24 protein-coding genes and 1 pseudogene are annotated in these 23,553 nt (G+C 68.8%); 11 read left to right on the forward strand and 14 right to left on the reverse strand.

All coding sequences use genetic code 11. The features are described from left to right. Positions 1 to 191: 191 nt before the first annotated feature. Entirely contained in the window at positions 192 to 998 is an 807-nt protein-coding gene (locus tag U0R18_RS09065; protein WP_526368269.1) for an enoyl-CoA hydratase/isomerase family protein, read from the reverse strand. 113 nt (positions 999 to 1,111) lie between these two features. On the opposite strand from U0R18_RS09065, the gene U0R18_RS09070 reads away from it, so the two are divergent. The 3 genes from U0R18_RS09070 to U0R18_RS09080 are packed head-to-tail and all read left to right on the forward strand — an operon-like array spanning position 1,112 to position 4,019. Beyond that, the gene (locus U0R18_RS09070; RefSeq protein ID WP_526367857.1) at positions 1,112 to 2,209 is read left to right on the forward strand and encodes a CaiB/BaiF CoA transferase family protein; all 1,098 of its coding nucleotides are present in this window, start codon (positions 1,112 to 1,114) and stop codon (positions 2,207 to 2,209) included. Between the two features lie 56 nt (positions 2,210 to 2,265). Continuing rightward, a complete protein-coding gene (locus U0R18_RS09075) occupies positions 2,266 to 3,018 on the forward strand; it encodes a 3-hydroxyacyl-CoA dehydrogenase (RefSeq protein ID WP_526367858.1) in 753 nt (250 codons plus the stop codon). A gap of 11 nt (positions 3,019 to 3,029) precedes the next feature. Continuing rightward, entirely contained in the window at positions 3,030 to 4,019 is a 990-nt protein-coding gene (locus U0R18_RS09080) for an NAD(P)H-dependent flavin oxidoreductase (RefSeq protein ID WP_526367859.1), read from the forward strand. Between the two features lie 119 nt (positions 4,020 to 4,138). Here the strand turns inward: U0R18_RS09080 and U0R18_RS09085 are convergent, their stop codons facing one another. Beyond that, the gene (locus U0R18_RS09085; protein WP_526367860.1) at positions 4,139 to 4,267 is read right to left on the reverse strand and encodes a hypothetical protein; all 129 of its coding nucleotides are present in this window, start codon (positions 4,265 to 4,267) and stop codon (positions 4,139 to 4,141) included. Between the two features lie 209 nt (positions 4,268 to 4,476). Continuing rightward, complete coding sequence (locus U0R18_RS09090; protein ID WP_526367861.1) at positions 4,477 to 5,007, reverse strand: DoxX family protein; 531 nt, start codon at positions 5,005 to 5,007, stop codon at positions 4,477 to 4,479. A 114-nt stretch (positions 5,008 to 5,121) separates the two neighbouring features. On the opposite strand from U0R18_RS09090, the gene U0R18_RS09095 reads away from it, so the two are divergent. The 3 genes from U0R18_RS09095 to U0R18_RS09105 are packed head-to-tail and all read left to right on the forward strand — an operon-like array spanning position 5,122 to position 8,737. Next, the gene (locus U0R18_RS09095; RefSeq protein ID WP_526367862.1) at positions 5,122 to 7,398 is read left to right on the forward strand and encodes an MMPL family transporter; all 2,277 of its coding nucleotides are present in this window, start codon (positions 5,122 to 5,124) and stop codon (positions 7,396 to 7,398) included. A 5-nt stretch (positions 7,399 to 7,403) separates the two neighbouring features. Further along, entirely contained in the window at positions 7,404 to 8,093 is a 690-nt protein-coding gene (locus tag U0R18_RS09100; protein WP_526367863.1) for a TetR/AcrR family transcriptional regulator, read from the forward strand. A gap of 59 nt (positions 8,094 to 8,152) precedes the next feature. Beyond that, positions 8,153 to 8,737 carry a class I SAM-dependent methyltransferase gene (locus U0R18_RS09105; protein WP_526368270.1) on the forward strand — a complete coding sequence of 195 codons (585 nt, stop codon included), beginning with the start codon at positions 8,153 to 8,155 and terminating at the stop codon, positions 8,735 to 8,737. Positions 8,738 to 8,748: 11 nt separating this feature from the next. On the opposite strand, the gene U0R18_RS09110 is transcribed toward U0R18_RS09105, so the two are convergent. Further along, on the reverse strand, positions 8,749 to 9,471 hold the full coding sequence (locus tag U0R18_RS09110) for an SIR2 family NAD-dependent protein deacylase (protein ID WP_526368271.1): 723 nt from the start codon (positions 9,469 to 9,471) through the stop codon (positions 8,749 to 8,751). 37 nt (positions 9,472 to 9,508) lie between these two features. On the opposite strand from U0R18_RS09110, the gene U0R18_RS09115 reads away from it, so the two are divergent. Next, on the forward strand, positions 9,509 to 9,871 hold the full coding sequence (locus tag U0R18_RS09115) for an Rv1152 family transcriptional regulator (RefSeq protein ID WP_526367864.1): 363 nt from the start codon (positions 9,509 to 9,511) through the stop codon (positions 9,869 to 9,871). Positions 9,872 to 9,878: 7 nt separating this feature from the next. On the opposite strand, the gene U0R18_RS09120 is transcribed toward U0R18_RS09115, so the two are convergent. Further along, positions 9,879 to 11,087 carry an Rv1453 family transcriptional regulator gene (locus U0R18_RS09120; protein ID WP_526367865.1) on the reverse strand — a complete coding sequence of 403 codons (1,209 nt, stop codon included), beginning with the start codon at positions 11,085 to 11,087 and terminating at the stop codon, positions 9,879 to 9,881. Positions 11,088 to 11,217: 130 nt separating this feature from the next. Here U0R18_RS09120 and U0R18_RS09125 point away from each other — a divergent pair, with 130 nt between their 5' ends. Continuing rightward, entirely contained in the window at positions 11,218 to 12,732 is a 1,515-nt protein-coding gene (locus tag U0R18_RS09125) for a flavin-containing monooxygenase (RefSeq protein ID WP_526367866.1), read from the forward strand. Between the two features lie 26 nt (positions 12,733 to 12,758). Here the strand turns inward: U0R18_RS09125 and U0R18_RS09130 are convergent, their stop codons facing one another. Next, positions 12,759 to 13,598: a class I SAM-dependent methyltransferase gene (locus tag U0R18_RS09130; RefSeq protein WP_526368272.1), complete on the reverse strand. Its 840-nt coding sequence runs from the start codon at positions 13,596 to 13,598 to the stop codon at positions 12,759 to 12,761. Beyond that, positions 13,587 to 14,405, reverse strand: a pseudogene (locus tag U0R18_RS09135) (class I SAM-dependent methyltransferase); the annotation flags it as partial. The gene U0R18_RS09130 and the pseudogene U0R18_RS09135, both read right to left, overlap by 12 nt. A gap of 123 nt (positions 14,406 to 14,528) precedes the next feature. Here U0R18_RS09135 and U0R18_RS09140 point away from each other — a divergent pair. The 3 genes from U0R18_RS09140 (at position 14,529) to U0R18_RS09150 (ending at position 16,137) form a co-directional block, all read left to right on the forward strand. Then, on the forward strand, positions 14,529 to 14,972 hold the full coding sequence (locus tag U0R18_RS09140) for a PPOX class F420-dependent oxidoreductase (RefSeq protein WP_526367867.1): 444 nt from the start codon (positions 14,529 to 14,531) through the stop codon (positions 14,970 to 14,972). A gap of 101 nt (positions 14,973 to 15,073) precedes the next feature. Beyond that, positions 15,074 to 15,247 carry a DUF5302 family protein gene (locus tag U0R18_RS09145; protein ID WP_526367868.1) on the forward strand — a complete coding sequence of 58 codons (174 nt, stop codon included), beginning with the start codon at positions 15,074 to 15,076 and terminating at the stop codon, positions 15,245 to 15,247. 26 nt (positions 15,248 to 15,273) lie between these two features. Beyond that, a complete protein-coding gene (locus tag U0R18_RS09150) occupies positions 15,274 to 16,137 on the forward strand; it encodes an alpha/beta fold hydrolase (protein WP_526367869.1) in 864 nt (287 codons plus the stop codon). Here the strand turns inward: U0R18_RS09150 and U0R18_RS09155 are convergent. From U0R18_RS09155 to U0R18_RS09185, 7 genes are all read right to left on the reverse strand, one after another. Next, entirely contained in the window at positions 16,067 to 17,260 is a 1,194-nt protein-coding gene (locus tag U0R18_RS09155; RefSeq protein ID WP_526367870.1) for an MFS transporter, read from the reverse strand. The genes U0R18_RS09150 and U0R18_RS09155 overlap by 71 nt on opposite strands. Positions 17,261 to 17,338: 78 nt before the next feature. Further along, positions 17,339 to 18,970, reverse strand: a complete 1,632-nt coding sequence (locus tag U0R18_RS09160; protein ID WP_526368273.1) for a monocarboxylic acid transporter — start codon at positions 18,968 to 18,970, stop codon at positions 17,339 to 17,341. Further along, the gene (locus U0R18_RS09165; RefSeq protein ID WP_526367871.1) at positions 18,970 to 19,311 is read right to left on the reverse strand and encodes a DUF485 domain-containing protein; all 342 of its coding nucleotides are present in this window, start codon (positions 19,309 to 19,311) and stop codon (positions 18,970 to 18,972) included. The genes U0R18_RS09160 and U0R18_RS09165 overlap by 1 nt, the downstream gene beginning before the upstream one ends. Before the next feature lie 144 nt (positions 19,312 to 19,455). Further along, entirely contained in the window at positions 19,456 to 21,171 is a 1,716-nt protein-coding gene (locus tag U0R18_RS09170) for a sodium/solute symporter (protein ID WP_526367872.1), read from the reverse strand. Continuing rightward, on the reverse strand, positions 21,168 to 21,566 hold the full coding sequence (locus U0R18_RS09175) for a hypothetical protein (protein ID WP_526367873.1): 399 nt from the start codon (positions 21,564 to 21,566) through the stop codon (positions 21,168 to 21,170). The genes U0R18_RS09170 and U0R18_RS09175 overlap by 4 nt, the downstream gene beginning before the upstream one ends. Further along, positions 21,556 to 22,338, reverse strand: coding sequence for a LytR/AlgR family response regulator transcription factor (locus U0R18_RS09180; RefSeq protein ID WP_526367874.1), 783 nt, complete (start codon positions 22,336 to 22,338; stop codon positions 21,556 to 21,558). Before U0R18_RS09180 ends, U0R18_RS09175 begins: the two co-directional genes overlap by 11 nt. After that, a complete protein-coding gene (locus tag U0R18_RS09185) occupies positions 22,331 to 23,512 on the reverse strand; it encodes a sensor histidine kinase (RefSeq protein WP_526367875.1) in 1,182 nt (393 codons plus the stop codon). The genes U0R18_RS09180 and U0R18_RS09185 overlap by 8 nt, the downstream gene beginning before the upstream one ends. Positions 23,513 to 23,553: the final 41 nt, after the last annotated feature.

The following is a 23,553-nucleotide window of genomic DNA, read 5'->3' on the forward strand; positions in this document are numbered from 1 at the left end:
CCCGCGGGTCCTGTTGTCGTCGGGCCTCGTGCTCGCGGGACCACACCGCTCGCCGAACCCGCGGGTCCTGTTGTCGTCGGGCCTCGTGCTCGCGGGACCACACCGCTCGCCGAACCCGACGAAATGGCGACGTCTACTCGAACTTCTCCGCCGGAACGTACGTTTCGGCGTGGTGGGTGGGACGCGTCGGGTCAGGTGTCGGTGAAGGTGGGGTCGCGCTTCTCCTGGAAGGCCCGAATGCCTTCGCGCAGATCGGCGGAGTTCAGCAGGATGTGCTGGCCGGCCGTCTCCCGGGCGAGGGCCGCGTCGAAATCGGGCAGGGTGGCGCCGTTGATGGCGTGCTTGGTCTTGGCGTACGCCACGGCGGGTCCGGCGAGCAGGCGCGCGATCACCTTGTCGGCCGCGGCCTCGAGCTCCTCGGCGGGATGCACGGACGCGACGAGCCCGGCGGCGTAGGCGTCGGCGGCGGACAGCCGTTCGGCCAGCAGCGCCATCTTCATCGCCCGGGCACGGCCGATCGCGGCGGCCACCAGGGCAGAGGCGCCGCCGTCGGGCATCAGGCCGATCTTGGTGAAGGCGAGCAGGAAAAACGCCTTCTCCGAAGCGATTACGAGATCGCAGGCCAGTGCCAGGGACACCCCGACGCCGGCGGTGGGGCCCTGCACCACGGCGACGACGGGCCGCGGCAGGTTGACGATCGCCTTGGTGGCGCGATTGGCCTGCAGCAGCGTCTCGACGGGCTCGTGTCCGTCGCCGGTCTCCTCGGCACCGATGCCGGCGCCGGAGCTGAAGCCGCGACCGCTGCCGCCGAGTCGGACCACCCGAACCCGGGGATCGGTGGCGGCGCGCTCGAAGGCATCGGCCAGGCCGTCGAGCACCTTGGGCGTCAGCGAGTTCAGACTGTCGGGCCGGTCGATGGTGACCGACAGGACTCCGTTTTCGAGTTTCACGAGGAGGCCGTCCACCGGCGCGAGCGCGTCCAACCCCGATTCAGCGATCGTCATGCCACACACGATAGAGAGGTGCCGCCGGCGTTCAGCAACCCACCCGTTGGTTGGCTCGGCCCGGTTGAGAAGATGCACCCATTCGCAGACCAACGGAGGTGCAGATCATGGCGGGACCATTGCAGGGATTGCGTGTCATCGAACTGGCGGGAATCGGGCCCGGCCCGCACGCGGCGATGATCCTCGGTGATCTGGGCGCCGACGTGGTTCGGATCGAGCGGCCGGCGAAGGTCGCGGCGACCAAACCGTCGCGGGACAACCTGCTGCGCAGCCGTCGGTCGGTGACCGCCGACCTCAAGGCGCCCGAGGGCCGCGATCTGGTGCTGCAGCTGGTCGCCAAGGCCGACGTCCTGATCGAGGGGTTCCGGCCCGGCGTCACCGAGCGGCTCGGGCTGGGGCCGGAGGACTGCGCCAAGCTCAACGAGCGTCTGGTGTATGCGCGGATGACGGGTTGGGGTCAGACGGGTCCGCGTGCCCTGCAGGCGGGCCACGACATCAACTACATCTCGCTGAACGGGCTGTTGCACGCGGTCGGGCGCAAGGGCGAGAAGCCCGTTCCGCCGCTGAACATCGCCGGCGATTTCGGCGGTGGATCGATGTTCCTGCTGGTCGGCATCCTTGCGGCGCTCTTCGAGCGCCAGACGTCCGGCAAGGGCCAGGTGGTCGACGCCGCCATGGTCGACGGCTCGAGCGTGCTGGTCCAGATGATGTGGGCGTTCCGATCGACCGGGCTGTGGTCCGACGAACGTGGTGTCAACATGCTCGACACCGGCGCGCCGTACTACGACACCTACGAGACCGCCGACGGCAAGTACATCTCGGTCGGTGCCATCGAGCCGCAGTTCTACGCCGAACTCATCGAGAAGTTGGACCTGGCCCCAGAAGTGCGAGCGGGTCTGCCGGACCAGAACGACATGGCCCGCTGGCCCGAGCTGCGCACCGCACTCACCGAGGCCATCGCCAAGCACGACCGTGATCACTGGGCGGCGGTGTTCGCCGGTTCGGACGCCTGTGTCGCGCCGGTGCTGGCGTTCAACGAGGTGCTCGACGAGCCGCACAACACCGAACGCGACATCTTCTACGACGACGGCACGGGGCTGCAGCCGCGGCCGGCGCCGCGGTTCTCCCGCACCCAGCCCGGCACCCCGACCGCGCCGCGGATCCCGGGTGAGGACACCGAGGCCGTGCTGAAGGACTGGACCTGAGCCTGTTACCCTCCCAACCAATTGGTTGGTAGATCGAACGGGAAGGGAACTCGCACGTGGAGATCAAGGACGCGGTGGCCGTCGTCACCGGGGGAGCATCGGGCCTGGGCCTGGCGACCACCAAGCGACTGCTCGATCGGGGCGCTTCGGTGGTGGTCATCGACCTCAAGGGCGAGGACGCGGTCAAGGCACTCGGTGGCAGGGCGAAGTTCGTGGAGACCAATGTGGTCGACGCGGAGCAGGTGAGCGCCGCGCTGGACGCCGCCGAGGAGATGGGTCCGCTGCGCATCGACGTGAACTGCGCCGGCATCGGCAACGCCATCAAGACACTGAGCAAGGACGGCCCGTTCCCGCTGGACGGTTTTCGCAAGGTGGTCGAGGTCAACCTGATCGGCACCTTCAACGTGATCCGGCTGGCGGCCGAGCGCATCGCGAAGACCGAACCCATCGATGGGGAGCGTGGCGTCATCATCAACACCGCGTCGGTGGCCGCGTTCGAGGGCCAGATCGGGCAGGCCGCCTACTCCGCCTCCAAGGGCGGCGTGGTGGGCATGACCCTGCCGATCGCGCGTGATCTCTCCCGCGACCTGATCCGGGTGTGCACGATCGCGCCGGGTCTGTTCAAGACCCCGTTGCTCGGCTCGCTGCCCGAAGAGGCGCAGGCATCCCTCGGCAAGCAGGTGCCGCACCCGGCGCGTCTCGGCGACCCCGACGAGTACGGCGCACTGGCGGTGCATATCGTGGAGAATCCCATGCTCAACGGCGAAACGATCCGCCTGGACGGCGCGATCCGGATGGCCCCCCGGTAGGAAGAGGACGAATGGCAATCAAGACCAAGTTCACCGAGGCGTTCGGTGTCGAGCATCCGATCGCCCAGGGCGGCATGCAATGGGTCGGTCGCGCCGAACTCGTTGCCGCCGTGGCGAATTCGGGTGCACTCGGCTTCATCACCGCACTGACCCAGCCGACGCCGGCCGACCTGGCCAACGAGATCGCCAAGACCCGGGATCTGACCGACAAGCCGTTCGGGGTCAACCTGACCATCCTGCCGGCCATCAACCCGCCGCCCTACGACGAGTACCGCCAGGTGATCGTCGATGCCGGCATCAAGATCGTCGAGACCGCGGGCTCCAACCCGGCCCCGCACCTGCCGATGTTCCACGACAACGGGATCAAGGTGCTGCACAAGTGCACCTCGGTGCGGCACGCCGTCAAGGCGCAGAGCCTCGGGGTCGACGGCATCAGCATCGACGGATTCGAATGCGCCGGGCATCCCGGTGAGGACGACATCCCCGGTCTGGTGCTGATCCCGGCGGCCGCCGAGAAGATCGAGATCCCGATGATCGCCTCCGGTGGCTTCGCCGACTCCCGCGGGCTGGTCGCCGCTCTGGCGCTGGGCGCCGACGGCATCAACATGGGCTCGCGGTTCATGTGCACCGTCGAGTCGTGCATCCACCAGAACGTCAAGGAAGCGATCGTCGCCGGCGACGAGCGGGGCACCGAGCTGATCTTCCGCTCGCTGCACAACACCGCACGCGTCGCGAGCAATGAGGTTTCGCGTGAGGTCGTACAGATCCTCAGGGAGGGCGGTCAGTTCGAGGACGTCAAGGATCTGGTGGCCGGTGTGCGTGGCCGCAAGGTGTTCGACGACGGCGACGTCGATGCGGGCATCTGGACCGTGGGCACGGCGATGGGCCTGATCAACGACATCCCGACGGTCGGCGATCTGGTGTCGCGCATCGTGTCCGAGGCCGAGGAGCTGATCACCGGGCGTCTGGCCGGGATGGTCGCGGCGCCCAGCCTGGCCTGAGCCACCTGAGGCAGATAGCACAAGAGGCCCGCCTTTCGGCGGGCCTCTTGTCGTTGTCGATCAGATGGCGCGGTACTGCGCGATCTGTGTTGTCCATGCGCGCGTGGGCGCGGGACAGGTCAGCTGGCGATCAGATGGAGATTGTCGTCGAGCTGCTCGGAGGTGTCGCCCTCGACCAGGAAGTCGCCGTGGTACAGGGCGTCGAAATCAATCTTGATGACATCAGCGTTGGTGTCGTCGATCCACATGACTCTGAGCGTAAGTACGGCGATTAAGAGATTGTTGAGCCAAGTGTCGGAAATTGGTGGCAATTCTTACTCGACGGTAGGGACCTTGGTCACAGTGCAACATGCCGAGCGTGCCTCGCCATGGCAGCGTTCCACGTCAGAGCTATGTACTGACGAGTAGCTGTACCCGCATCGCGGCGCATCGAAACCATTTCGAGACCGGTCTCCAGCTAACTTCTCGGGGCGGTCAGGTGAAGGGGATTTGTCCCGTTGAGCACGACCCATGTCGCGACAGCCGCGGAAATGGCAACAACGAGGAGTGTGACGGATACCACACGCGGCCATGTTGCCCGACCCCACAGCTGATGATCCAGCGAATGGGTGCCCGCGCCGGCCAGCAGCACCGCGGTCCCGGCGAACGCGAGAACGAACGGAACATTGAACGGATCCGACCAGAACGCCGCCCCGGACACGTTCACCAGCCAGGCGTCGATCATGGCGGCGACCACCGCCGTCGCCGCCAGCGGGGTCAGCAGTCCCAGCAACAGGAAGGCGCCGCCGACCGTCTCGGCGATCGACACCATCAGGGCGGCCGCCGTCGGTGAACTCCAGCCGCCGGTCTGCATGTAGTCGATGACGGTCCGCAGATCGAGGAATTTCACCAGTCCGGCCTGCAGTGCGGGCGCACCGACGCCGATGCGCAGCACGAGCAGCCCGAGGTCGCGGGCCGAGGTGTTCAGATCGGGTTGGTAGTCGGTCATGAACCCGACCCTAGGCGCCGTCGTGATAAAGGTGTTGACGTCGGTAAGTTATCGCTGTTAAGTCATAGGCGGCCCGGTCCGGGTCGGCAGATCGAGATCCTGGGGAGGCGGCCGGTGCTGCACCGAATTGCGCTCATGGCCATCGCCGCGCCCAAGCGAATCGTCGCGGTGGCGCTATTGACCATGGTCGGCGCTGCCCTGTTCGGTATCCCTGTCGCCAAGAGCCTGTCGGCCGGTGGCTTCCAGGATCCGACGTCGGAGTCAACCCGCGCCAGTCACGTGCTCAGCGACAAGTTCCATCAGGGTGATATGCAGCTGGTGTTCACCGTCACCGCGCCCGGTGGCGCCCGGTCCACCGAGGCGCGGGCAACCGGCCAGGCGATCGTCGACCACGCCGCGAATTTCCCGAATGTCGCCAACGTGACGTCGCTGTGGACCGCGCCGCCCACCGCCACTTCCGGGCTGATCAGCAAGGACGGCGCCACCGGCCTGGTCATCATAGGGGTCACCGGTGGTGAGAACAATGCCCAGCACCACGCTCAGGACCTCGCCGACGAGGTCATCGATTCGATCCTGCCGGCCCATCCCGGTGCCACCGTGCACGCCGGCGGATCGGCCATGGTGTATTCCCAGATCAACAGCCAGAACCAGCACGACCTGCTGCTGATGGAATCCATCGCGCTGCCGCTGAGCTTTTTGGTGCTGGTGTGGGTGTTCGGCGGCCTGCTGGCCGCCGCGCTGCCGCTGGCGGTCGGCGGGCTGGCCATCGTCGGCACCATGTCGGTGCTGCGGCTCATCACCTTCGGCACCGACGTCTCGATCTTCGCACTCAACCTGAGCACCGCAATGGGGCTGGCGCTGGCCATCGACTACACGCTGCTGATCATCAGCCGCTACCGCGACGAGCTCGCCGACGGCGCGGACCGCGATCAGGCCGTGATCCGGACCATCGCCACGGCCGGGCGCACGGTGCTGTTCTCCGCGGTGACGGTGGCGCTGTCGATGGTCGCGATGGTGTTGTTCCCGATGTACTTCCTGCGGTCGTTCGCTTACGCCGGCGTCGCGACCGTCGCCTTCGCCGCCGTGGCCGCCATCGTGGTGACCCCGGCCGCCATCGTCCTGCTGGGTCCGCGGCTGGACTCTCTCGATGTCCGCCGGCTGTTCCGCCGCATGCTCGGCCGCCCGGAGCCGGCGCCGAAAGCGGTTTCGGACCTGTTCTGGTACCGCTCGACGAAGTTCGTGATGTCGCGGGCCATCCCGATCGGCGTGGCCGGGGTGGCCCTGCTGCTGTTCCTCGGGCTGCCGTTCCTCGGCGTCAAATGGGGTTACCCGGACGAGCGGGTGCTGCCCAAGTCGGCTTCGGCACATCAGGTGGGCGACCAGCTGCGGTCCAACTTCGCCGACAACTCCGAGACCGCCGTCACCGTGGTGATCCCCGATGCCGACGGGCTGACCCCCGCCGATTTCGACCGGTACGCCACCGAGTTGTCGACGACTCCCGACGTGCCCGTCGTGACGGCTCCCACGGGTACCTTCGTCGCGGGCCGCAAGGTCGGTCCGGCCCCGGCGTCGGCCGGAATCGCCGATGGCAGTGCCTATCTGACGATCGGCAGCAACGCCGCGCTGTTCTCCGATGCCTCCGACACCCAGTTGGACAGACTGCGTGCCGTACCCGGGCCCGGTGGCCGCGATGTCGACTTCACCGGCGTGGCGCAGGTGAACCGGGACAGCGTGCAGGCCATCACCTCACGGCTGCCGACGGTGCTCGTGGTGATCGCGGTGATCACCTTTGCGCTGCTGTTCCTGCTCACCGGGAGCGTAGTACTGCCGCTGAAAGCCATTGTGCTCAACGTGCTCTCGCTGACCGCGGCGTTCGGCGCGCTGGTCTGGATCTTCCAGGACGGCCATCTCGGGGCGTTCGGGACGACCCCGACCGGCACATTGGTGGCGAACATGCCGGTGCTGTTGTTCTGCATCGCGTTCGGACTGTCGATGGACTACGAGGTGTTCCTGATCTCGCGGATCCGGGAGTTCTGGTTGCAGAGCGGGCAGACAGCCGCGGACAACGACGAGAGTGTGGCGCTCGGCGTGGCCCGCACCGGCCGGGTCATCACCGCCGCCGCGCTGGTGATGTCGATCTCGTTCGCGGCGCTGATCGCGGCCAAGGTGTCGTTCATGCGGATGTTCGGCACCGGACTCGCGCTGGCCGTCCTCGTCGACGCGACATTGGTCCGAATGGTGATGGTGCCCGCCTTCATGCACGTCCTGGGCCGATGGAACTGGTGGGCACCCAAGCCGTTGACCCGCTTGCACCAGCGGTTCGGCATCAGTGAGTCGGGTAACCAGCCCGACCCGGATTCCACCGCCGTGCCGGCGGCGGATCCGAGGTAGCCGCGATGCCAGGTTCCGCCCAGCGCCGGCAGCGGTCCCCGCGCGGATCAGGTGAGCAGCTGCGCGACGAAATACTCGATGCGGCAACCGAATTGCTGCTGGTGACCGGCGACGCCAAGGCGGTGTCGATCCGCTCGGTGGCGCAGCGGGTGGGCGTCACGCCGCCGTCGATCTACCTGCACTTCGCCGACAAGGAGGCGCTGCTGGACGCGGTGTGCGCGCGGTACTTCGAGAAGCTGCACGTGCAGATGCAGCGCGCGGCCGTGGGCCGCCCGAGCGCCATCGAGATCCTGCGGGCCCAGGGGCATGCCTACATCCGCTTCGCCGTGGCCAACCCCGAGCTGTACCGGATCGCGACCATGGGGGAGGGCCGGCCCGGCAGCGACATCGACACCGTGCTGGCCAGTTCGGCGTTCGGCTACCTGCGCGGGTCGGTCCAGGCGTTGATGGACCAGGGCATCTACGCGCCCGGGGATCCCACGACGATCACGCTCGAACTCTGGTCCGCCGTGCACGGGATCGCGGCGCTGCTGATCTGCAAGCCGCACCTGCCGTTCGGTGACGTCGAGGCGTTCACCGACCGGGTACTGCGCGCGCTGTGCTGCGGGCAGATCGTCATCGGGTGCGTCGGCGTCGACGCCACCCCGCAGGAGACAATCGACTGGCTGTTCGAACCGAGGAGGGTGTCGTCGTGAGTGGTCCGAGGAATTCGGACGGGGTGTCCAATCCGTTCTTCGCGCGGGTCTGGACGTTGATGTCCGCGCACGAGACCGAGGCGTTGACGCGGTTGCGACAGGACAACCTCGACGCCTTGAGCGGCCGGGTGCTCGAGGTCGGCGCCGGAACCGGCACCAACTTCGCCCACTATCCCCCCACCGTTGCCGAGGTGCTGGCCGTCGAGCCGGAGCCGCTGCTGGCCGGGCATGCCCGGACGGCGGCCACCGCGGCGCCCGTGCCAGTGCACGTGACCGAGCAGACGGTCGAATCCCTCACCGACACCGAGCCGTTCGACGCAATCGTCTGCTCGTTGGTGCTGTGCACGGTCGATGATGCCGAACATGTTGCACGGCAGCTCTTCTCGGTGCTCAAACCCGGCGGCGAGCTGCGCTACATGGAGCACGTCGCCAGCGGCGGCTGGCGCGGCGGGGTGCAGCGGGCTGCCGATGCGACGCTCTGGCCGCGGCTGTTCGGCGGCTGCCACACCCACCGCAACACCGAAGCCACGCTGAGCGGAGCCGGTTTCGAGCTGCAGGGTGCGCGCCATCAGTGGACGCTGCCGCGCTGGCTGCCACTGCCGGTTGCCGAGTTCGCGCTCGGCCGGGCGGTCAAGCCGGCCTGAGCGGGCCGCTCTCAGTCCAGCAGTTGCGGCAGCCGCTGCAGCAGCATCGGCAGGGCCGTGCTGGCACTCTCGCGCACCGTCGCGGTCACCGACGACGACAGTGGGGTCGGTTCGGGGTTGACCTCCACCACCACGGTGCCGCGGGCCAACGCCAACTCCGGCAGGCCGGCGGCCGGGTACACGATGGCGGACGTGCCGACCACCACCAGCAGGTCGGCGTCGCGCACCGCGTCGACCGCGGCGTTCCACGGGGCGTCCGGGAGCGGCTCGCCGAACCACACGATGTCGGGCCGGATCAGCCCGCCGCACGCGCACTGCGGGGGCTCGACCTCCAGCGTGGGTTCGGGCATGTCCGGCAACGGCCCGGTGTACGGCAGTCCGCACCGGTCGCACCGGAATTCGAACAGGCTGCCGTGCAGGTGGTGCACCGCGGTGCTGCCCGCGCGCTCGTGCAGGTTGTCGACGTTCTGGGTGATCACCGAGACCTCGTCGATGCCGCCGTGTCGCTCCCAGGCCGCCAGCGCGTGGTGACCGTCGTTCGGGTCGACCCGCTGCACCAGGTGGTGCCGCCACAGGTACCAGCCCCACACCCGTTCGGGATGACTCCGCCAGCCCTCGGTGCTGGACAGCTCGTACGGGTCGAAGCGGGCCCACAGCCCGTTCTTGTCGTCGCGGAAGGTGGGTACGCCGCTCTCCGCGGAGATTCCCGCACCGCTGAGCACCGCAATCCGCACCTCACCAAAATAGCGGGCGTGCTGAATAATCGAATCCATGGACGTGGGGGAGTTCGTCGTGGTGGATCCGGATGCGGCCAGGCCGTTGTTCGACCAGCTGCGCGGCCAGCTCATCGACGCGATCCGGGACGGCCGGCTGCCGGCCGGTGCCCGGTTGCCCACGGTTCGCGAGCTGGCCGCGCAGTTGGGTCTGGCGGTCAACACCGTTGCTCGCGCCTACCGTGAGCTCGAGGCGGCGGGGATCGTCGAAACCCGGGGCCGCTTCGGCACTTTCGTGGCACGTGCCGACCCCGCCGACGGTGCGATGGCGGCGGCGGCCAGCACCTACGTGGCGGCGGCCCGCTCGCTGGGGCTGGACAAGGCCGCGGCGCTGCGTTACGTCGAGGCCGCCTTCGGCTGACGCGGTGCTATCCACGCCAGCGCACCACCTCGAGCGCGACCGCGACCGGGACGGTCGACTCGGCCAGCGGGCGGGGTAGCAGTTCGTCGGCGCGGGCCAGTCGGCGCAGCAGGGTGTTGCGGTGGGTGTAGAGCCGCGCCGCGGCGCGGGAGGCGTTGCACTGCTCGGCGACGAACACCCGGACGGTTTCCTGCAATTCGCGGCCGGCCGATTCGAGGTCACCCAGAGTCTGCCGGACGAAGTCGCCGGCCCGGTCGGGGTCGGCGGTGAGCAGCGCGACGAACTGGATGTCGGTGAACCGCGCGACCGGCTGTGGCGAGCGCAGACGTGCCATCATCTGCTGCGTGGTCAGCGCGTCCAGATGGCTGCGGCGGAACCCGTCGACGCCGTCGGCCGTGGGGCCGATCGCGATGTGGACGTCCCCGGGTGCGCTCAGCCAATCCTGCAGTGCCGCAATGTCGATCCGGCCGGGGCCCGGTATCCACACCCACCGGGTGGCGGCACTGGCGAGCACGCTGAGCGGGCGGGTGCCGGCGGCCCGGCCGAGTTGGGTGACCAGGGTGTCCAGCCGGGCCAGATCGCCGGCGGGATCGTCGCTCCACACCACCGCCGCGGTGTGCTGGCCGGTCAGCGCGTAGCCCAGCCGGGCCTCGGCCCGGCCCAGGGGGATCGGCGCGCCCTCCAGGAGCAGCGCGACGGTTTCGCGCCGTTCGGCGTGGGTGCCGCGGGTCAGCTCGTCGCGTTCGGCCTCGATCTGCGCCGCGATGAAGGCCAGTGTGGCGTCCACGAATTCGCTGATGGATCGCGAGCAGACATCGAGCAGCTCGTGCAGTTCGCCCGGGTCGGAGGTCAGTTCGAAGGCGATGTCCATCAGCCGGCGCCAGGCCGCTCCCTGGCCCACTCGGTAGGCGTCCAGCGCGTATGTGCTCAGACCGCGGCGCACCAGGTCGCGGGCGATGTTCATTGGTTCGGGTCCGGTGTTGGGTGGCACCGGCGCGCCCGGATCGCGCAGGTTGGCCGTGCCCCAGAACAGAAAGTTGGCGTGCGTGCTCGCGTTGATGGCGGCCGCCAGTTCCGGGTCGGCCGCGATCGCCGGGTTGGCGGCCAGCACCACGGCGTCGAGCTCGGCCAACCACTCCGGGCGAGGGTTGACGACGCGTTGGGCGCACTGCCGGATGAGGTCCTGTACCGCGGGTGATGGCCGCTGCCATGGCATGCCGTCAGCATAAGAGTGTGGTGCACTTTGCACCGCCAGATCCGAATTCTGGGTGGTATTGCCCTATTCTCCGCCGCTGGCCGGACGGCACGATTCTTGCATCGAACCGACTACCCCGATGGAGTCAGCAATGGAGCGCACCGCCAATCACGTCGAGAAGCTCGACGTCCTCATCGTCGGAGCCGGTATCTCCGGGCTCGGCGCGGCGTACTACCTGCAACGTGAGCACCCCCAGCGGTCCTACGCGATCCTCGAGGCGCGGGACTCCCTGGGCGGAACCTGGGATCTGTTCCGCTACCCGGGGATCCGGTCGGACTCCGATCTGCACACCTTCGGCTATGAGTTCAAGCCCTGGCGCGACGAGGATGCGATCGCCTCCGGCGACAAGATCATGGCCTACCTGCACGAGACCGCGGCCGAGAACCATATCGACGGCAAGATCCGATACCGGCACAAGGTGCTCGGTGCGGCCTGGTCCAGTGCCGAGGCGCGCTGGACCGTCGACGTCGAGAACCTCGAGACCCAGGAACTGATCCAGTTCAGTGCCAACTGGATCTTCATGGCGGGCGGCTACTACCGCTACGACCAGGGCTACACCCCCGATTTCCCGGGCAGTGAGCGATTCTCGGGCCAGATCATCCATCCGCAGCACTGGCCGGAGGATCTGGACTACACCGGCAAGAAGGTCGTCGTGATCGGCAGCGGCGCCACCGCGATCACGCTGATCCCCGCGATGGCCGACAAGGCCGGCCACGTGACCATGCTGCAGCGGTCCCCGACCTATGTGATGCCGTTGCCGGCCAAGGACGCGTTCGCCAACACCGCCCAGAGGGTGCTCGGCGCGAAGCGGGGCTATGCGCTGTCCCGGCGCAAGAACATCCTGCGGCAGCGGGCCGTGTACGAGTTCTGTCAGCGCTTCCCGCGGGCGGCCCGCAAGGTGATCCGCCACCTGAACGCCACCCGGCTGCCCGACGGCTATCCCGTCGACGAACACTTCAACCCGAGCTATGGCCCGTGGGATCAGCGGCTGTGCGTCGTGCCCGACGGGGACATGTTCGACGTGATCAGCCGCGGTAAGGCCGACGTGGTGACCGACCGCATCAAGACGTTCACCGAGACCGGGATCGAGCTGGAGTCCGGCCGGCATCTGGATGCCGACATCATCGTCACCGCAACGGGTTTGAACATCCAGCTGTTCGGCGGGGTGTCGGTGAGCATCGACGGCGAACCGGTCGACCTGTCAAAGTCGTTCGCCTACAAGGGCATGATGCTCTCCGGCGTGCCGAACCTGGCGTTCGTCTTCGGCTACACCAACTCGTCGTGGACGCTGAAGGTCGGCCTGATCTGCGAGCACTTCTGCCGGCTGCTGACCCACATGGACACGCACGGATACGACACCGCCGTGCCGTTCGTCAGTGACCCGGGGATGCCGTCGCGGCCGATGGTCGATTTCGCGGCCGGCTACGTCCAGCGTGCCGCCAACGTGATGCCACGCCAGTCCGACGGCCTGACGTGGGGCATGTCGATGAACTACTTCACCGACGTGAAGGCGCTGCGGGAGAGCCCGGTGGCCAATCCGAACCTGCGGTTCGGTGCCGCGCGGCGGTCTGCCGGGGCAACCGATCCGGTGGCACTGGACGCCTGACCATCCGGCCTCGGTGTGGTTGCGGCTCAGCCGAATTCGAGCAGCAGCTGCACCGGGGCAACGTCGGCAAAGCGCGGGATCCGGTTCACCGCGCTGGCCAACGCGCCCAGCACCATGCCACGCGGACGGGCCATCGGTACGTGATGCACCGCCGTCACGCCCGGGATGGTGTTGACCAGGTTGTCGGCGTCGGCGCGGCTCAGGCTGAACGGCATGGGCGGGACACGGTAGCGGCGTGATGCTCGATGACCGCGACCAGTCAGCTTCGCGGCCCACGCCGGCGGTAGGTCGAACATCATCTGCCCGCCCGGAAAACGCTTGGCGCACTCCGCGATCAGGTCCAACGACTCGGCGGGTTGCAAGTACATCAACAGGCCCTCGGCGGTGATGTAGACGCCCTTGCTGTTGTCCACGTGATCCATCCAGCTGTGGTCCAGTGCGGACTGGCCCAGCATCTGGATGCTGTCGGAGGCGGGCAACAGCTCCCTGCGCAGCTCGATCATCTGCGGCAGATCGACACTGAGCCAACGGAACCGGTGATCCGGCAGGCGGGCCGAGAGCCGCCAGAAGGTGGTCTGCAGGCCTTCGGCCAACGCGACCACCGTGGCCGCCGGATGCGTGGCCAGGTACGCCACCGTACGATCATCGAACGCCTTGGCGCGCAGCGCCATATCCTGGCGCTGGGTGTAACCGAACTTCGCGAAGTCGAAGTCGATGGCGTCGACCAGCGACACCGCTACCGGGTCGTCCAGGATCCGGTCGGGCCGGCGAGCCTCGCTGGCCCGGACCTTCAGCGTCCTCAACGCCGTCTCGGGCACCCCGTCCAGATCGACCTTGTGCTTGCCGTCCGGCGGTCCGAACTCCAGTACCGTCACCGCAGGCCGGCGATTGCGCAGCGGCGCAACGGCATTGAACGGTGGGGATGCCACCAACCGGAAGATGCCGCGGCCGGCCGCGTACGGCACGTCATGTGCGGCCCGCACCCCGGGGATCTGGCCGGCCAGCGCCACCGCCTGATCTACCGTCAGGCCGAACGGCATGGGCGGCGCCTGATAGCGGTTGCTCAGTCTCAGGCCCTTCAGCGTCCTGCGGCTGAACCAGGGCGGGATGCTGTCGAACACCAGCTGCCCGCCGGGGAACCGCGCGGCCAGGTCGGCGATCAGCGACCGGACGTCCGCCGGGTCCAGGTACATGAACAGCCCCTCGGCCGTGATGATCACGCCGTTCGAGGCGTCGACCCGATCCATCCAGCTGCGGTCCAGGACGGACTGCGCGATCTCGACGATCCGGCGGTCGCGGGGGAGCAGTTGCTCGCGCAACTCGATCACCGCGGGCAGGTCCACCGAGTACCAGGTCGCCTGGTCCAGCACGCCTGCGGCATCGAGGCGCCAGAAGCTGGTCTGCATACCCTCGGCCAGCGCCACCACGGCGGCCTTCGGGTGCGCCCGCAGGTAGTCGATGGTCACCGCGTCGAACGACCGGGCCCGCAGTGCGTGCGACTGGTTCGGCCTGCCGAACTTCAGATAGTCGTAGTCCACGGCGTCGAAGAGTCGGATCGCCTCCGGATCCTCGATCGCGCCGCCGGGCCGCTTGGCCTCGGTGGCCCGGAAATGCAGGGTCCACAGGGCCGTGGCCGATACGCCGTCCAGGGTGTTGCCGTCGATGACCGTCACCGGACCCAGGGTAGCGACGCCGCCGAGTGTGGGCCTTTCGCACGCAGATCGCCAGCACGGCAGCCATGGCCCCCACACTCGGAAGGGCTCGGAACCAGACCGAGAGCTGAGTAGTCTCATGAGATGACCCGCCAGGTTTTCGACGACAAGCTATTGGCCGTCATCAAGGACAATTCGCTGGGGGTGCTGGCGACGATCAAGCGCGACGGCCGGCCGCAGCTGTCGAACGTGTCGTACTTCTTCGATCCGCGGGCCGTGGCGATCCAGGTGTCCATCACCGAGCCCCGGGCCAAGACCCGCAATCTGCGCCGGGATCACCGGGCGTCCATCCTGGTCAGCTCGGACGACGGCTGGTCCTACGCGGTCGCCGAGGGCAACGCCATCCTGACCCCGCCGGCGGCGAACCCGCACGACGACACCGTCGAGGCGCTGATCGCCGTGTACCGCAACATCGCCGGCGAGCATCCCGACTGGGACGACTACCGGCAGGCGATGGTCACCGACCGGCGGGTGGTGCTGACCCTGCCCGTCGCGCATCTGTACGGCATGCCCCCCGGCAAGCGCTGAGCCTCATTCTCCGCGAGTGTGCGTGTCGGTTCGCCGACACGCCGTTGATCCCGGACTTCTGCGCACCCTCGCGGTTGATGTGGGGGCGATAGGCTGCGGTCATGGCCAAGGACGACAAGCCAGAGAACGACAACAAGAAGAAGTTCCGCGAGGCGCTCGAACGCAAGAACGCCAAGGCCGCCGGTGGCGCGTCGCACGCCGACGGCGGCACCAAGCAATCCAAGGCACACGGCCCGGTCGAGGGCCGGCGGGAGTTTCGCCGCAAGAGCGGCTGAGTCGGCCAAATCGGCAGGACGCCAACGTGTTCACCGATTTCGATCTGGCGCTGCCGTCCGGCCGGGTCCGGGCCCGCCGCTGGGGCCTGGCCACCGCGCCCCTGTTGTTGTGTGTGCCGGGGCTGTCGGCCAACGTCACCGCATTCAACGGACTGGCCGATCACCTCGCCGGGGCCGACCGTCAACTGGTGGCGTTCGACCTGCGCGGGTGCGGGCACAGTGCCATGACCCCACCGGGGACCTACGGCATGGCCGGTCACGCCGATGACGTCGTCGCGGTCGCCGATGCACTGGGCGCAACCGAATTCGACGCCGCGGGCTGGTCGATGGGCGCGCTCATCCTGATGGACGTCGCACGGCGGCACCCCGGACGGCTGCGCAGTGTGAGCCTGATCGAGCACGCCGGCCTGGCACAGTCCCGGGCCCTGGCGGCGGTACGGGACTGGCTGAACCGACTCGACCTGGCCGTCGATACGCCGGGGGAGTACCTACGCAGGGTCGGTGACACCGGGCTGCCGGACGAGTTCTACGAATACGAACTCGGCCGTGGTGCCGACGGTCGCTCCCGGCCGCTGACCTCCCACGCGGCGGCCCTCGAGGACCTGGACCAGCCGTGGCCGCGTGACTGGAGCGCGCACTGGCGGGCCCTGACCATGCCGACGGTGCTGGTGCGGGCTCTGCGGCCGATCAACGACGGGCTGATCGTTCCGGACCGGGCGGTTGCCGCACTACGGGAGGTCAACCCGTCGATCACGGTGGTGGATGCACCGGACAGCGATCACTTCTCGGTCCTGGCGGACCCGCTGACCATCGCGGCGGTCAGCGCGCGGCTCGGCGCTCCTCGAACAGCACCGCCACGAAGCACAGGGCCGCGAGCACCGCGACGATGATCGCGAACGTGATCCCGGAGGTCTGCAGTCCCCAGTGCTGAGCGGCCAGACCTTCGCCGATCACGGGCAGCGAGATCGCGACGTAGGCGACGACGAAATACGTCGAGCTGACCTCGGCCCGGCGGTCGGGCGGGGTCCGGTCGGCCACCGCGGCCAACCCCCGGCCGAAGCTCATCCCCTGCCCGACCCCGGCCACCATGGCCCCGGCGATCAGCAGCGGCAGTGACGAGAAGTGCAGGGCCGCAGCCAGAATCACCATTCCGACCACCAGGATGGCGCAGCCGACCGCGACGGCCCGGGTCGGCTCCGCGCGGCGGACCACGACCTGGGTCACGGCGGACGCGGCGAACACCGAGGCGACGATGGCTCCGGCGGCCGCATGGTTGCCGATCCCGATCACCCGAGCGATGAACGACGGGGCCACCGCGGTGAACAGGCCCATCACCGCGAACCCCGCGAACGCGGCGGTGGCGGCGACGACGAACACCGACCGGGTCTCCGCCGGCACCGACAGGCGCTGGAAGCCGATGCGGCCCTGGGGTTGTGCCGTCTCACCTGCCAGCCAGATGGCCACCACGGCGACCAGGACCAGCACGATGTGCACCGCGAACGCCAGCTGCAGGGGCATCGGCGCGTACTGCACCAGCAGGCCGGCCAGCAGCGGGCCCAGCCCGAGCCCGCCCATATTGGCCACCGTCGCCACAGCGGGCGCCCGATTGCGCCAGGGCGGCGGTGCCGATTCGATGATTGCGGCCGTCGCGGTGCCGGTGAAGATGCCGGCCGACAGTCCCGACATCAGGCGGCCGACGAGTAGTTCGGGCACCGAGTGCGCGATCAGGAACACCACCGCACTGGCGATCGCTGCCGCCGCACCGGCCAACAGCATCGGCCGGCGGCCCACGGCGTCGCTCCAGCGGCCAAACGCCAGCAGGGCGAAGAGCACCCCGACGGCGTAGGTGGCGAAGATGACGGTGGTGGTCAGTACCGCGAAGTGCATCCGGTCGGCGTAGAGCGAGTACATCGGCGTCGGCAGCGTGGTGCCGAGCATGATCGCGGTGAACGCGTAGGCGAGCAGGGCCATCCGGTGGCGGGTCACGGTGCCCTCAACGCTACCCAGCGTCATTTCTTTCCGCGAGCAGACGCGAAGGCCCCCTTTTCGTGTCGAAAGAAGGGGCCAATGCGTCTGCTCGCGGGATATTGGTCAGTGCGCGATCGCCTTTTCGGCACCGACACCGGTCAGCGAGCGCACCTCCATCTCGGCGTTGCGGGCCGGGTCGCCGCGGTCCGGCGAGCTGAGCGTGCCCACGATGCCGAGCAGGAACGCCAGCGGGATCGACACGATGCCCGGGTTGGCCAACGGGAAGTACGCGAAGTCCATGCTCGGGATCATCGCCGTCTTGGCGCCCGACACCGCCGGCGAGAACACGATGAGCGCGATCGTCGAGATCAGTCCGCCGTACATGCTCCACAGGGCGCCGCGGGTGTTGAACCGCTTCCAGTACAGCGAATAGATGATGGTCGGCAGGTTGGCCGCGGCCGCGACCGCGAACGCCAGCGCCACCAGGAAGGCGATGTTCTGCCCGTTGGCCAGGATGCCCAGGCCGATCCCGAGAATGCCCAGCACCACCGCGGTGATCCGGGAGACCTTGACCTGCTCGGCCTCGCTGACCGCCCGCTTGCCGTGGTGCACCACCGAGGCGTAGACGTCGTGGGCGAACGACGCCGACGCGGTGATGGTCAGGCCGGCCACCACCGCCAGGATGGTCGCGAACGCCACCGCCGAGATGATGCCCAGCAGGACGACGCCGCCGAGTTCGAAGGCCAGCAGCGGGGCTGCGGAGTTCTGCCCGCCCGCGGCCGCCAGGATGCGGTCCGGACCGACGATTGCCGCCGCACCGTAGCCGAGCACCAGGGTGAACAGGTAGAAGGCGCCGATCAGGCCGATCGCCCAAACCACCGACCGCCGCGCCTCTTTCGCGGTGGGCACGGTGTAGAAGCGCATCAGCACATGCGGCAGACCCGCGGTCCCCAGGACCAGTGCCAGGGCCAGCGAGATGAAGTTGATCTTCGACGTCAGCGACCCGCCGTACTGCGCGCCCGGCGCCAGCACGTCGCGCTTGGCGACGGCCGCGTTCGACGAACCGGAGATGGCCGACTGCGCCGAGCCCAGGATGTCGGAGAAGTTGAGCCCGAATTTGGCGAGCACCATCACGGTCATCAGGGCGGCCCCGGTGATCAGCAGGACGGCCTTGATGATCTGCACCCAGGTGGTGCCCTTCATGCCGCCGACCAGCACGTAGACGATCATCAGGATGCCGACCACGGCGATCACGATCGACTGGCCGCTGCGGCTCTTGACGTCGAGCAACAGCGCCACCAGGCCGCCCGCGCCGGCCATCTGCGCCAGCAGGTAGAACAGGGACACCGTCATGGTGGAGATGGCCGCGGCCAGCCGGACGGGCTTCTGCTTCAGGCGGAAGCTCAGGACGTCGGCCATGGTGAATTTGCCTGTGTTGCGCAGCAATTCGGCCACCAGCAGCAGGGCCACCAGCCAGGCCACCAGGAAGCCGATGGAGTACAGGAAGCCGTCGTAGCCATAGACGGCGATGGCCCCGGCGATGCCGAGGAAGCTCGCGGCCGACAGGTAGTCGCCGGCGATGGCGATGCCGTTCTGCGGGCCGGAGAACGCCCGGCCGCCGGTGAAGAACTCGTCGGCCGTGGCGTTGCGCTTGCTGGCGCGAATCACCACGAAGAGAGTGACCAGGACGAACACGCCGAAGATCGCCATGTTGGCGACGGGGTTGCCGATGGTCTCGGCGGCCGAATAGGTGATCACCGCACGTCCCCTTCGAGCTGCGCACGGATGGCGGCCGCCCGCGGGTCCAGCTCGCGATTGGCGAACCGGACGTACAGGCCGGTGATCACGAAGGTGCTCAGGAACTGGCCCAGCCCGATCAGCAGGCCGACGTTGACGTTGCCGAACACCTTGGCGGCCATGAAGTCATGGGCGAAGGCGCCCAGCAATACGTACAGCCCGTACCACAGCAGGAAGAAGGCGGTCATCGGAAAGACGAAGCGGCGCAATCTGGTTCGGAGTTCCTGGAATTCCGGACTGGCCTGGGTGGCGAGAAACTGCGCACCGGTGGGGGCCGGCGGACTGTCGGTAGTGGACACCGCGGATGCTCCTGACCTCGGGATGTGTTGGTGGACGTGCCCACACCCTATTGAGACTCAGCTCACATCCGGAACATTTCCGGCCGCTGCGGCGGCGAAATGGGGAGCCCGTGCGCCGAACGGTCGATGTGCTCCCGTGAACGGTCACGTCTCGGTGGGGACTCGCTCCACGCCCATGCCCAACCGTTCCGGGACGTGCATCCGCGCGAAGACGCGCGGGAGGTCGGCGCCCGACGAACCGCGGGTGAATCGGCTGACCGTCACCATCACGAGGAAGGTCACCGAAACGCTGATGGCCGCGGGATAGCCGACCAGGCTGGCGGCCCAGCCGCCGGAGGCGTCGTCGTCGATCGCGTCGGTGACCGCCAGTGCCGCGGCGGTTCCGGAGAGTGCGGCCCCCACGATCAGTCCGCTGATCGCGCCCGCCGCAGTCAGGCCGCGCCACCAGATCCCGAGTACCAGCAGTGGACAGAGCGTCGATGCGGCCACCGCGAACACCAGTCCGACGTTGCGGGACAACTCGAGCGACGACGCCGCCAGCGCCAGCGGGATCGGGATGACGCCGCCGACGATCGCGGCCAGCCGGAAGTCGCGTACCCGTCCACGCAGCACGTCGGTCGACAACGCGCCGGCGATGCTCACCAGCAGGCCCGACGACGTCGCCAGGAAGGCGGCGATGGCCCCGGCGGCCACCAGCGCGGCCAGCCCGGCGCCGACCGGGCCGCCGATCGCCGCGCCGGGCAGCAGCAGGACGGCGGCGTCGGCCGCCCCGGTGACGAGCAGCTGCGGTACGTAGAGTCGCGCGAAGACGCCCAGCAGTGTCGGGAACATGTAGAACATCGACAGCAGCGCAATGACCGCCAGCGCGGTGCGCCGGGCCGCCCGGCCGTCGGGATTGGTGTAGAACCTGCCCAGCACGTGGGGCAGGCCCATGGTGCCCAGGAAGGTTGCGATGATCAGCGAAAGCACTTCGTACAGAGGATGATTGCCGCCGAGTCCGTCGCCCGAGGACAGCCACTGGTCCCCAGTGGAGGGGGCGCCGGCGACCACCGGGGTGCTGGCGCCGGCGGCCAGCGTCATCGTGGCGCCGCGGTGCAGTTGGTAGCGGCCGGGTCCGGGCAACGCGTGCCCGTCGACGGTGATGCCTTCTGCCCGGGTGACCTGGACCAGCACATCGGCCTCGATCGCGACGGTGGTGTCCTGGGTGATCGCCGGGGGCAGCGGCCCGCCGATGGCCGGGCGTTCACCGGCGAACAGCACCGCCAGGGCCAGCGCCGGCATCGCGATCGCGGTGAGTTTGAGCCAGTACTGGAATGCCTGGACGAACGTGATGGAGCGCATGCCGCCACCGACCACGTTGACGATCACGACAGTGGCGACCACCAGCGGACCGACCCAGACCGGTACTCCCAGAAGAATTTTCAGGGTCAGGCCGGCGCCCTGGTACTGCGGCACCAGGTACAGCACGCAGATGACGACGACCACCAGCATGGCGACGGTGCGCGCCCGCGCCGACCCGAGCCGGAACTCGGCGAAGTCCGGCACGGTGTAGGCGCCGGAGCGACGCAGCGGCGCGGCGACGAAGAGCAGTAGGCCCAGATACCCGGCCGTGAAGCCCACCGGATACCAGAGCGCGTCGGCGCCGTACTTGGCCACCAGTCCGGCGACGCCCAGAAACGAAGCGGCCGACAGATATTCACCGGAGATGGCCGCGGCGTTCCAGCGGGGGCCGACGGTGCGGGAGGCCACCAGGAAGTCGGAGGTGGTCCGGGACAACCGGCCGCCGTAGGCACCCACGAGAACGGTGGCCACGGCGGCCAGCAGGATGGCGGCAGCGGTGGTGGCCGCATGGTGCGTCATGTCTGGGTCCCGTCGTCGGCCCGTTCGATACCTTCGTCGACGATTCCCATGAAATCGCGCTCGCCCTGTTCGGCCAGGCGCACATAGATCCGGCCGACGAGATAGAACAGCGGGTAGAGTGCGACACCGAGGATCAGCCAGTTGACCCGGATGCCGAGCACCGTCAGTGCCGCGATCACGGGAAATGCCTTGCCCAGCAATGGTATTGCGAGCACAATAGCGCCGACGACGGTCGCCAGTCGCAGCGCCAGGCCCAGTTGGGCGCGGACCAGGCCCCGCACCAGTGCATCGCCGACCGCGGTCTGCTCCTGGACCTCGACGCGGGTGCGGACCATCCGGGCCCCGCGCCGGTGCGCAAGGATCACCCGTTGGCGGGGCGGCGGACTACTGGTCATCGCGGTAGCTGCGCATCGGGTCGCGGACCAGGCGGTCGCGCAGTTCCCGGGTCTGGCGCCGGCTCACCGGCAGTTCGATTGCCGGGGATGCGCCGTTCTCGTGCACCCGAACCACGATGCCGGCGTCGGTGTTGCGCAGCCCGGTGACCATTCCCAGGGCCACCAGATAGGACCGGTGGATGCGCTGGAAGCCGTGGCTCCGCCACCGGGTCTCCAAGGTGGACAGTGGAATTCGCACGAGGTGCGAACCGGACGACGAATGCAGCCGGGCGTAGTCCCCGTCGGCCTCCACCCAGCCGATGGTGTCGCGGCGCACCAGTTGGGTGACGCCGGCCAGCTCGACGGGGATCACCTCTTCTCCGGCGTCGGCATCGCCGGCTTGGGCGGCCGCTTCGGGCCGGCCCGCCGCCACCCGGCGGACCGCCTCGTCGAGCCGGTCCCGGCGCAGCGGTTTGAGCAGGTAGTCGACCGCGCCGACGTCGAAGGCCGCCACCGCCTTGTCGTCGTGCGCGGTCACGAACACCACGGCCGGCGGGCGGGCGAAGTTGCCCAGCACCGAGGCCAGTTCGAGCCCCGAGAGCCCGGGCATGTTGATGTCGAGGAAGATCGCGTCGATCCGGCGTTCGGAGAGTTCGCGCAGCGCGGCGGCGGCGTCGTTGACCCCGACGACCGTGCCGATCCCGGGGTTCGCGGTGAGCAGGTACATCAACTCGTCGAGCGCGGGGGCCTCGTCGTCGACGGCGAGTACGTCGAGCAATCCGTTGTCAGACATGGACACCCGGCCGGAATTTCGGCACTCGCATCACAACCTTCGTCCCTGCGCCGGGGGCGGTTTCGACGATCAAACCGTAGTCGTTGCCGAAGGCCGCCCGCAGCCGATGGTCGACATTGGTCAGACCGACGTGGGCCCTATCGTCGGAGCCGTCGGTGTCCAGGGCATCCGCGTGCGCCGAGCGCAGCACCTCGGGATCCATCCCGACGCCGTCGTCCTCGACGCTGATCACGCAGTCCGCGCCCTCGTCGCGCGCGATCAGGGTGATGCTGCCGCTGCGCCGGCCGGCCAGCCCGTGCCGAACGGCGTTCTCCACCAACGGTTGCAGCGCCAGGAACGGCACCACGACGCCCAGCACCTCGGGGGCCACCTGGAGTTTGACGTCGAGCGCGGGGCCGAACCGGGCGCGTTCGAGGGTGACGTACCGGTCGATGTTCTTGAGCTCGTCGGCCAGCAGCGTGTACTGGCCCGCGGCGCGGAACGAGTACCGGGTGAAGTCGGCGAAATCGAGGATCAGGTCACGGGCCCGGTCGGGGTCGGTCCGCACGAACGAGGCGATGGTGTTGAGCGCGTTGTAGACGAAGTGGGGGCTGATCTGGGCGCGCAGGGCCAGCACCTCGGCGCGGTCCAGCCGGGCGCGGGAGGCGCCGAGTTCGGCGAGTTCGAGTTGGCCGGTGGCGTAGCGGGCCACCTCACCGATGGCGCCGAGCAGTCCGGGGCCGGGCCGGGTCGGGCTGGCCACCACCAGCACGCCGAGCGCGTCGCTGTCGTCGGGCAGCAGCGGCTGGGCGATCAGGGCCGGGGCGGTGCCGGTGAGCACCCGCCGGCCGCCGGTGGCCGCGGTCTGCGCGGCACGCCCGGCGTCGGCCAGCGTGGCCGGGGCGGTGGTCCAGATCGAGCCGTCGTGTGCCAGCAGGGTCGCGTCGGTGTCGTACAGCGCGACGCCGGCCGCGCCCGTCAGCTCACGCAGATGCGGCACCGCGGCGGCAGCCGATTCGGCGTCGAGGCCCTTGCGCAGAGCGCGCGCGGCGGTGGCCGCGGTGTGCAGCGTGGCGTGCACCGCGCGCTCGGCGGGCGTGGCGACGACGCGGCGGGTCCGGATGACGAGGACCGCCGCGATCAACGCGGCCACGGCCAGCACCGCCACCAGCACGACGCCGAACTCCGCGGACATGTCGCTGAGGTTAGTACCGCCGAAACGTACGTCCGGGCGCA

This window comes from Mycobacterium sp. (genome assembly GCF_046330795.1).
In the GTDB taxonomy this organism is placed as follows: domain Bacteria; phylum Actinomycetota; class Actinomycetes; order Mycobacteriales; family Mycobacteriaceae; genus Mycobacterium.

Excerpts from the sequence above, each read along its gene's own strand:
- U0R18_RS09170 (WP_526367872.1), bottom strand. The coding sequence starts at position 21,171 with ATGACGCACCATGCGGCCACCACCGCTGCCGCCATCCTGCTGGCCGCC.
- U0R18_RS09175 (WP_526367873.1), bottom strand. The coding sequence starts at position 21,566 with ATGACCAGTAGTCCGCCGCCCCGCCAACGGGTGATCCTTGCGCACCGG.
- U0R18_RS09100 (WP_526367863.1), top strand. The coding sequence starts at position 7,404 with ATGCCAGGTTCCGCCCAGCGCCGGCAGCGGTCCCCGCGCGGATCAGGT.
- U0R18_RS09155 (WP_526367870.1), bottom strand. The coding sequence starts at position 17,260 with ATGACGCTGGGTAGCGTTGAGGGCACCGTGACCCGCCACCGGATGGCC.
- U0R18_RS09120 (WP_526367865.1), bottom strand. The coding sequence starts at position 11,087 with ATGCCATGGCAGCGGCCATCACCCGCGGTACAGGACCTCATCCGGCAG.
- U0R18_RS09105 (WP_526368270.1), top strand. The coding sequence starts at position 8,153 with ATGTCCGCGCACGAGACCGAGGCGTTGACGCGGTTGCGACAGGACAAC.
- U0R18_RS09145 (WP_526367868.1), top strand. The coding sequence starts at position 15,074 with ATGGCCAAGGACGACAAGCCAGAGAACGACAACAAGAAGAAGTTCCGC.
- U0R18_RS09080 (WP_526367859.1), top strand. The coding sequence starts at position 3,030 with ATGGCAATCAAGACCAAGTTCACCGAGGCGTTCGGTGTCGAGCATCCG.
- U0R18_RS09090 (WP_526367861.1), bottom strand. The coding sequence starts at position 5,007 with ATGACCGACTACCAACCCGATCTGAACACCTCGGCCCGCGACCTCGGG.
- U0R18_RS09115 (WP_526367864.1), top strand. The coding sequence starts at position 9,509 with ATGGACGTGGGGGAGTTCGTCGTGGTGGATCCGGATGCGGCCAGGCCG.
- U0R18_RS09180 (WP_526367874.1), bottom strand. The coding sequence starts at position 22,338 with ATGTCTGACAACGGATTGCTCGACGTACTCGCCGTCGACGACGAGGCC.
- U0R18_RS09140 (WP_526367867.1), top strand. The coding sequence starts at position 14,529 with ATGACCCGCCAGGTTTTCGACGACAAGCTATTGGCCGTCATCAAGGAC.
- U0R18_RS09085 (WP_526367860.1), bottom strand. The coding sequence starts at position 4,267 with ATGTGGATCGACGACACCAACGCTGATGTCATCAAGATTGATTTCGAC.
- U0R18_RS09125 (WP_526367866.1), top strand. The coding sequence starts at position 11,218 with ATGGAGCGCACCGCCAATCACGTCGAGAAGCTCGACGTCCTCATCGTC.
- U0R18_RS09070 (WP_526367857.1), top strand. The coding sequence starts at position 1,112 with ATGGCGGGACCATTGCAGGGATTGCGTGTCATCGAACTGGCGGGAATC.
- U0R18_RS09185 (WP_526367875.1), bottom strand. The coding sequence starts at position 23,512 with ATGTCCGCGGAGTTCGGCGTCGTGCTGGTGGCGGTGCTGGCCGTGGCC.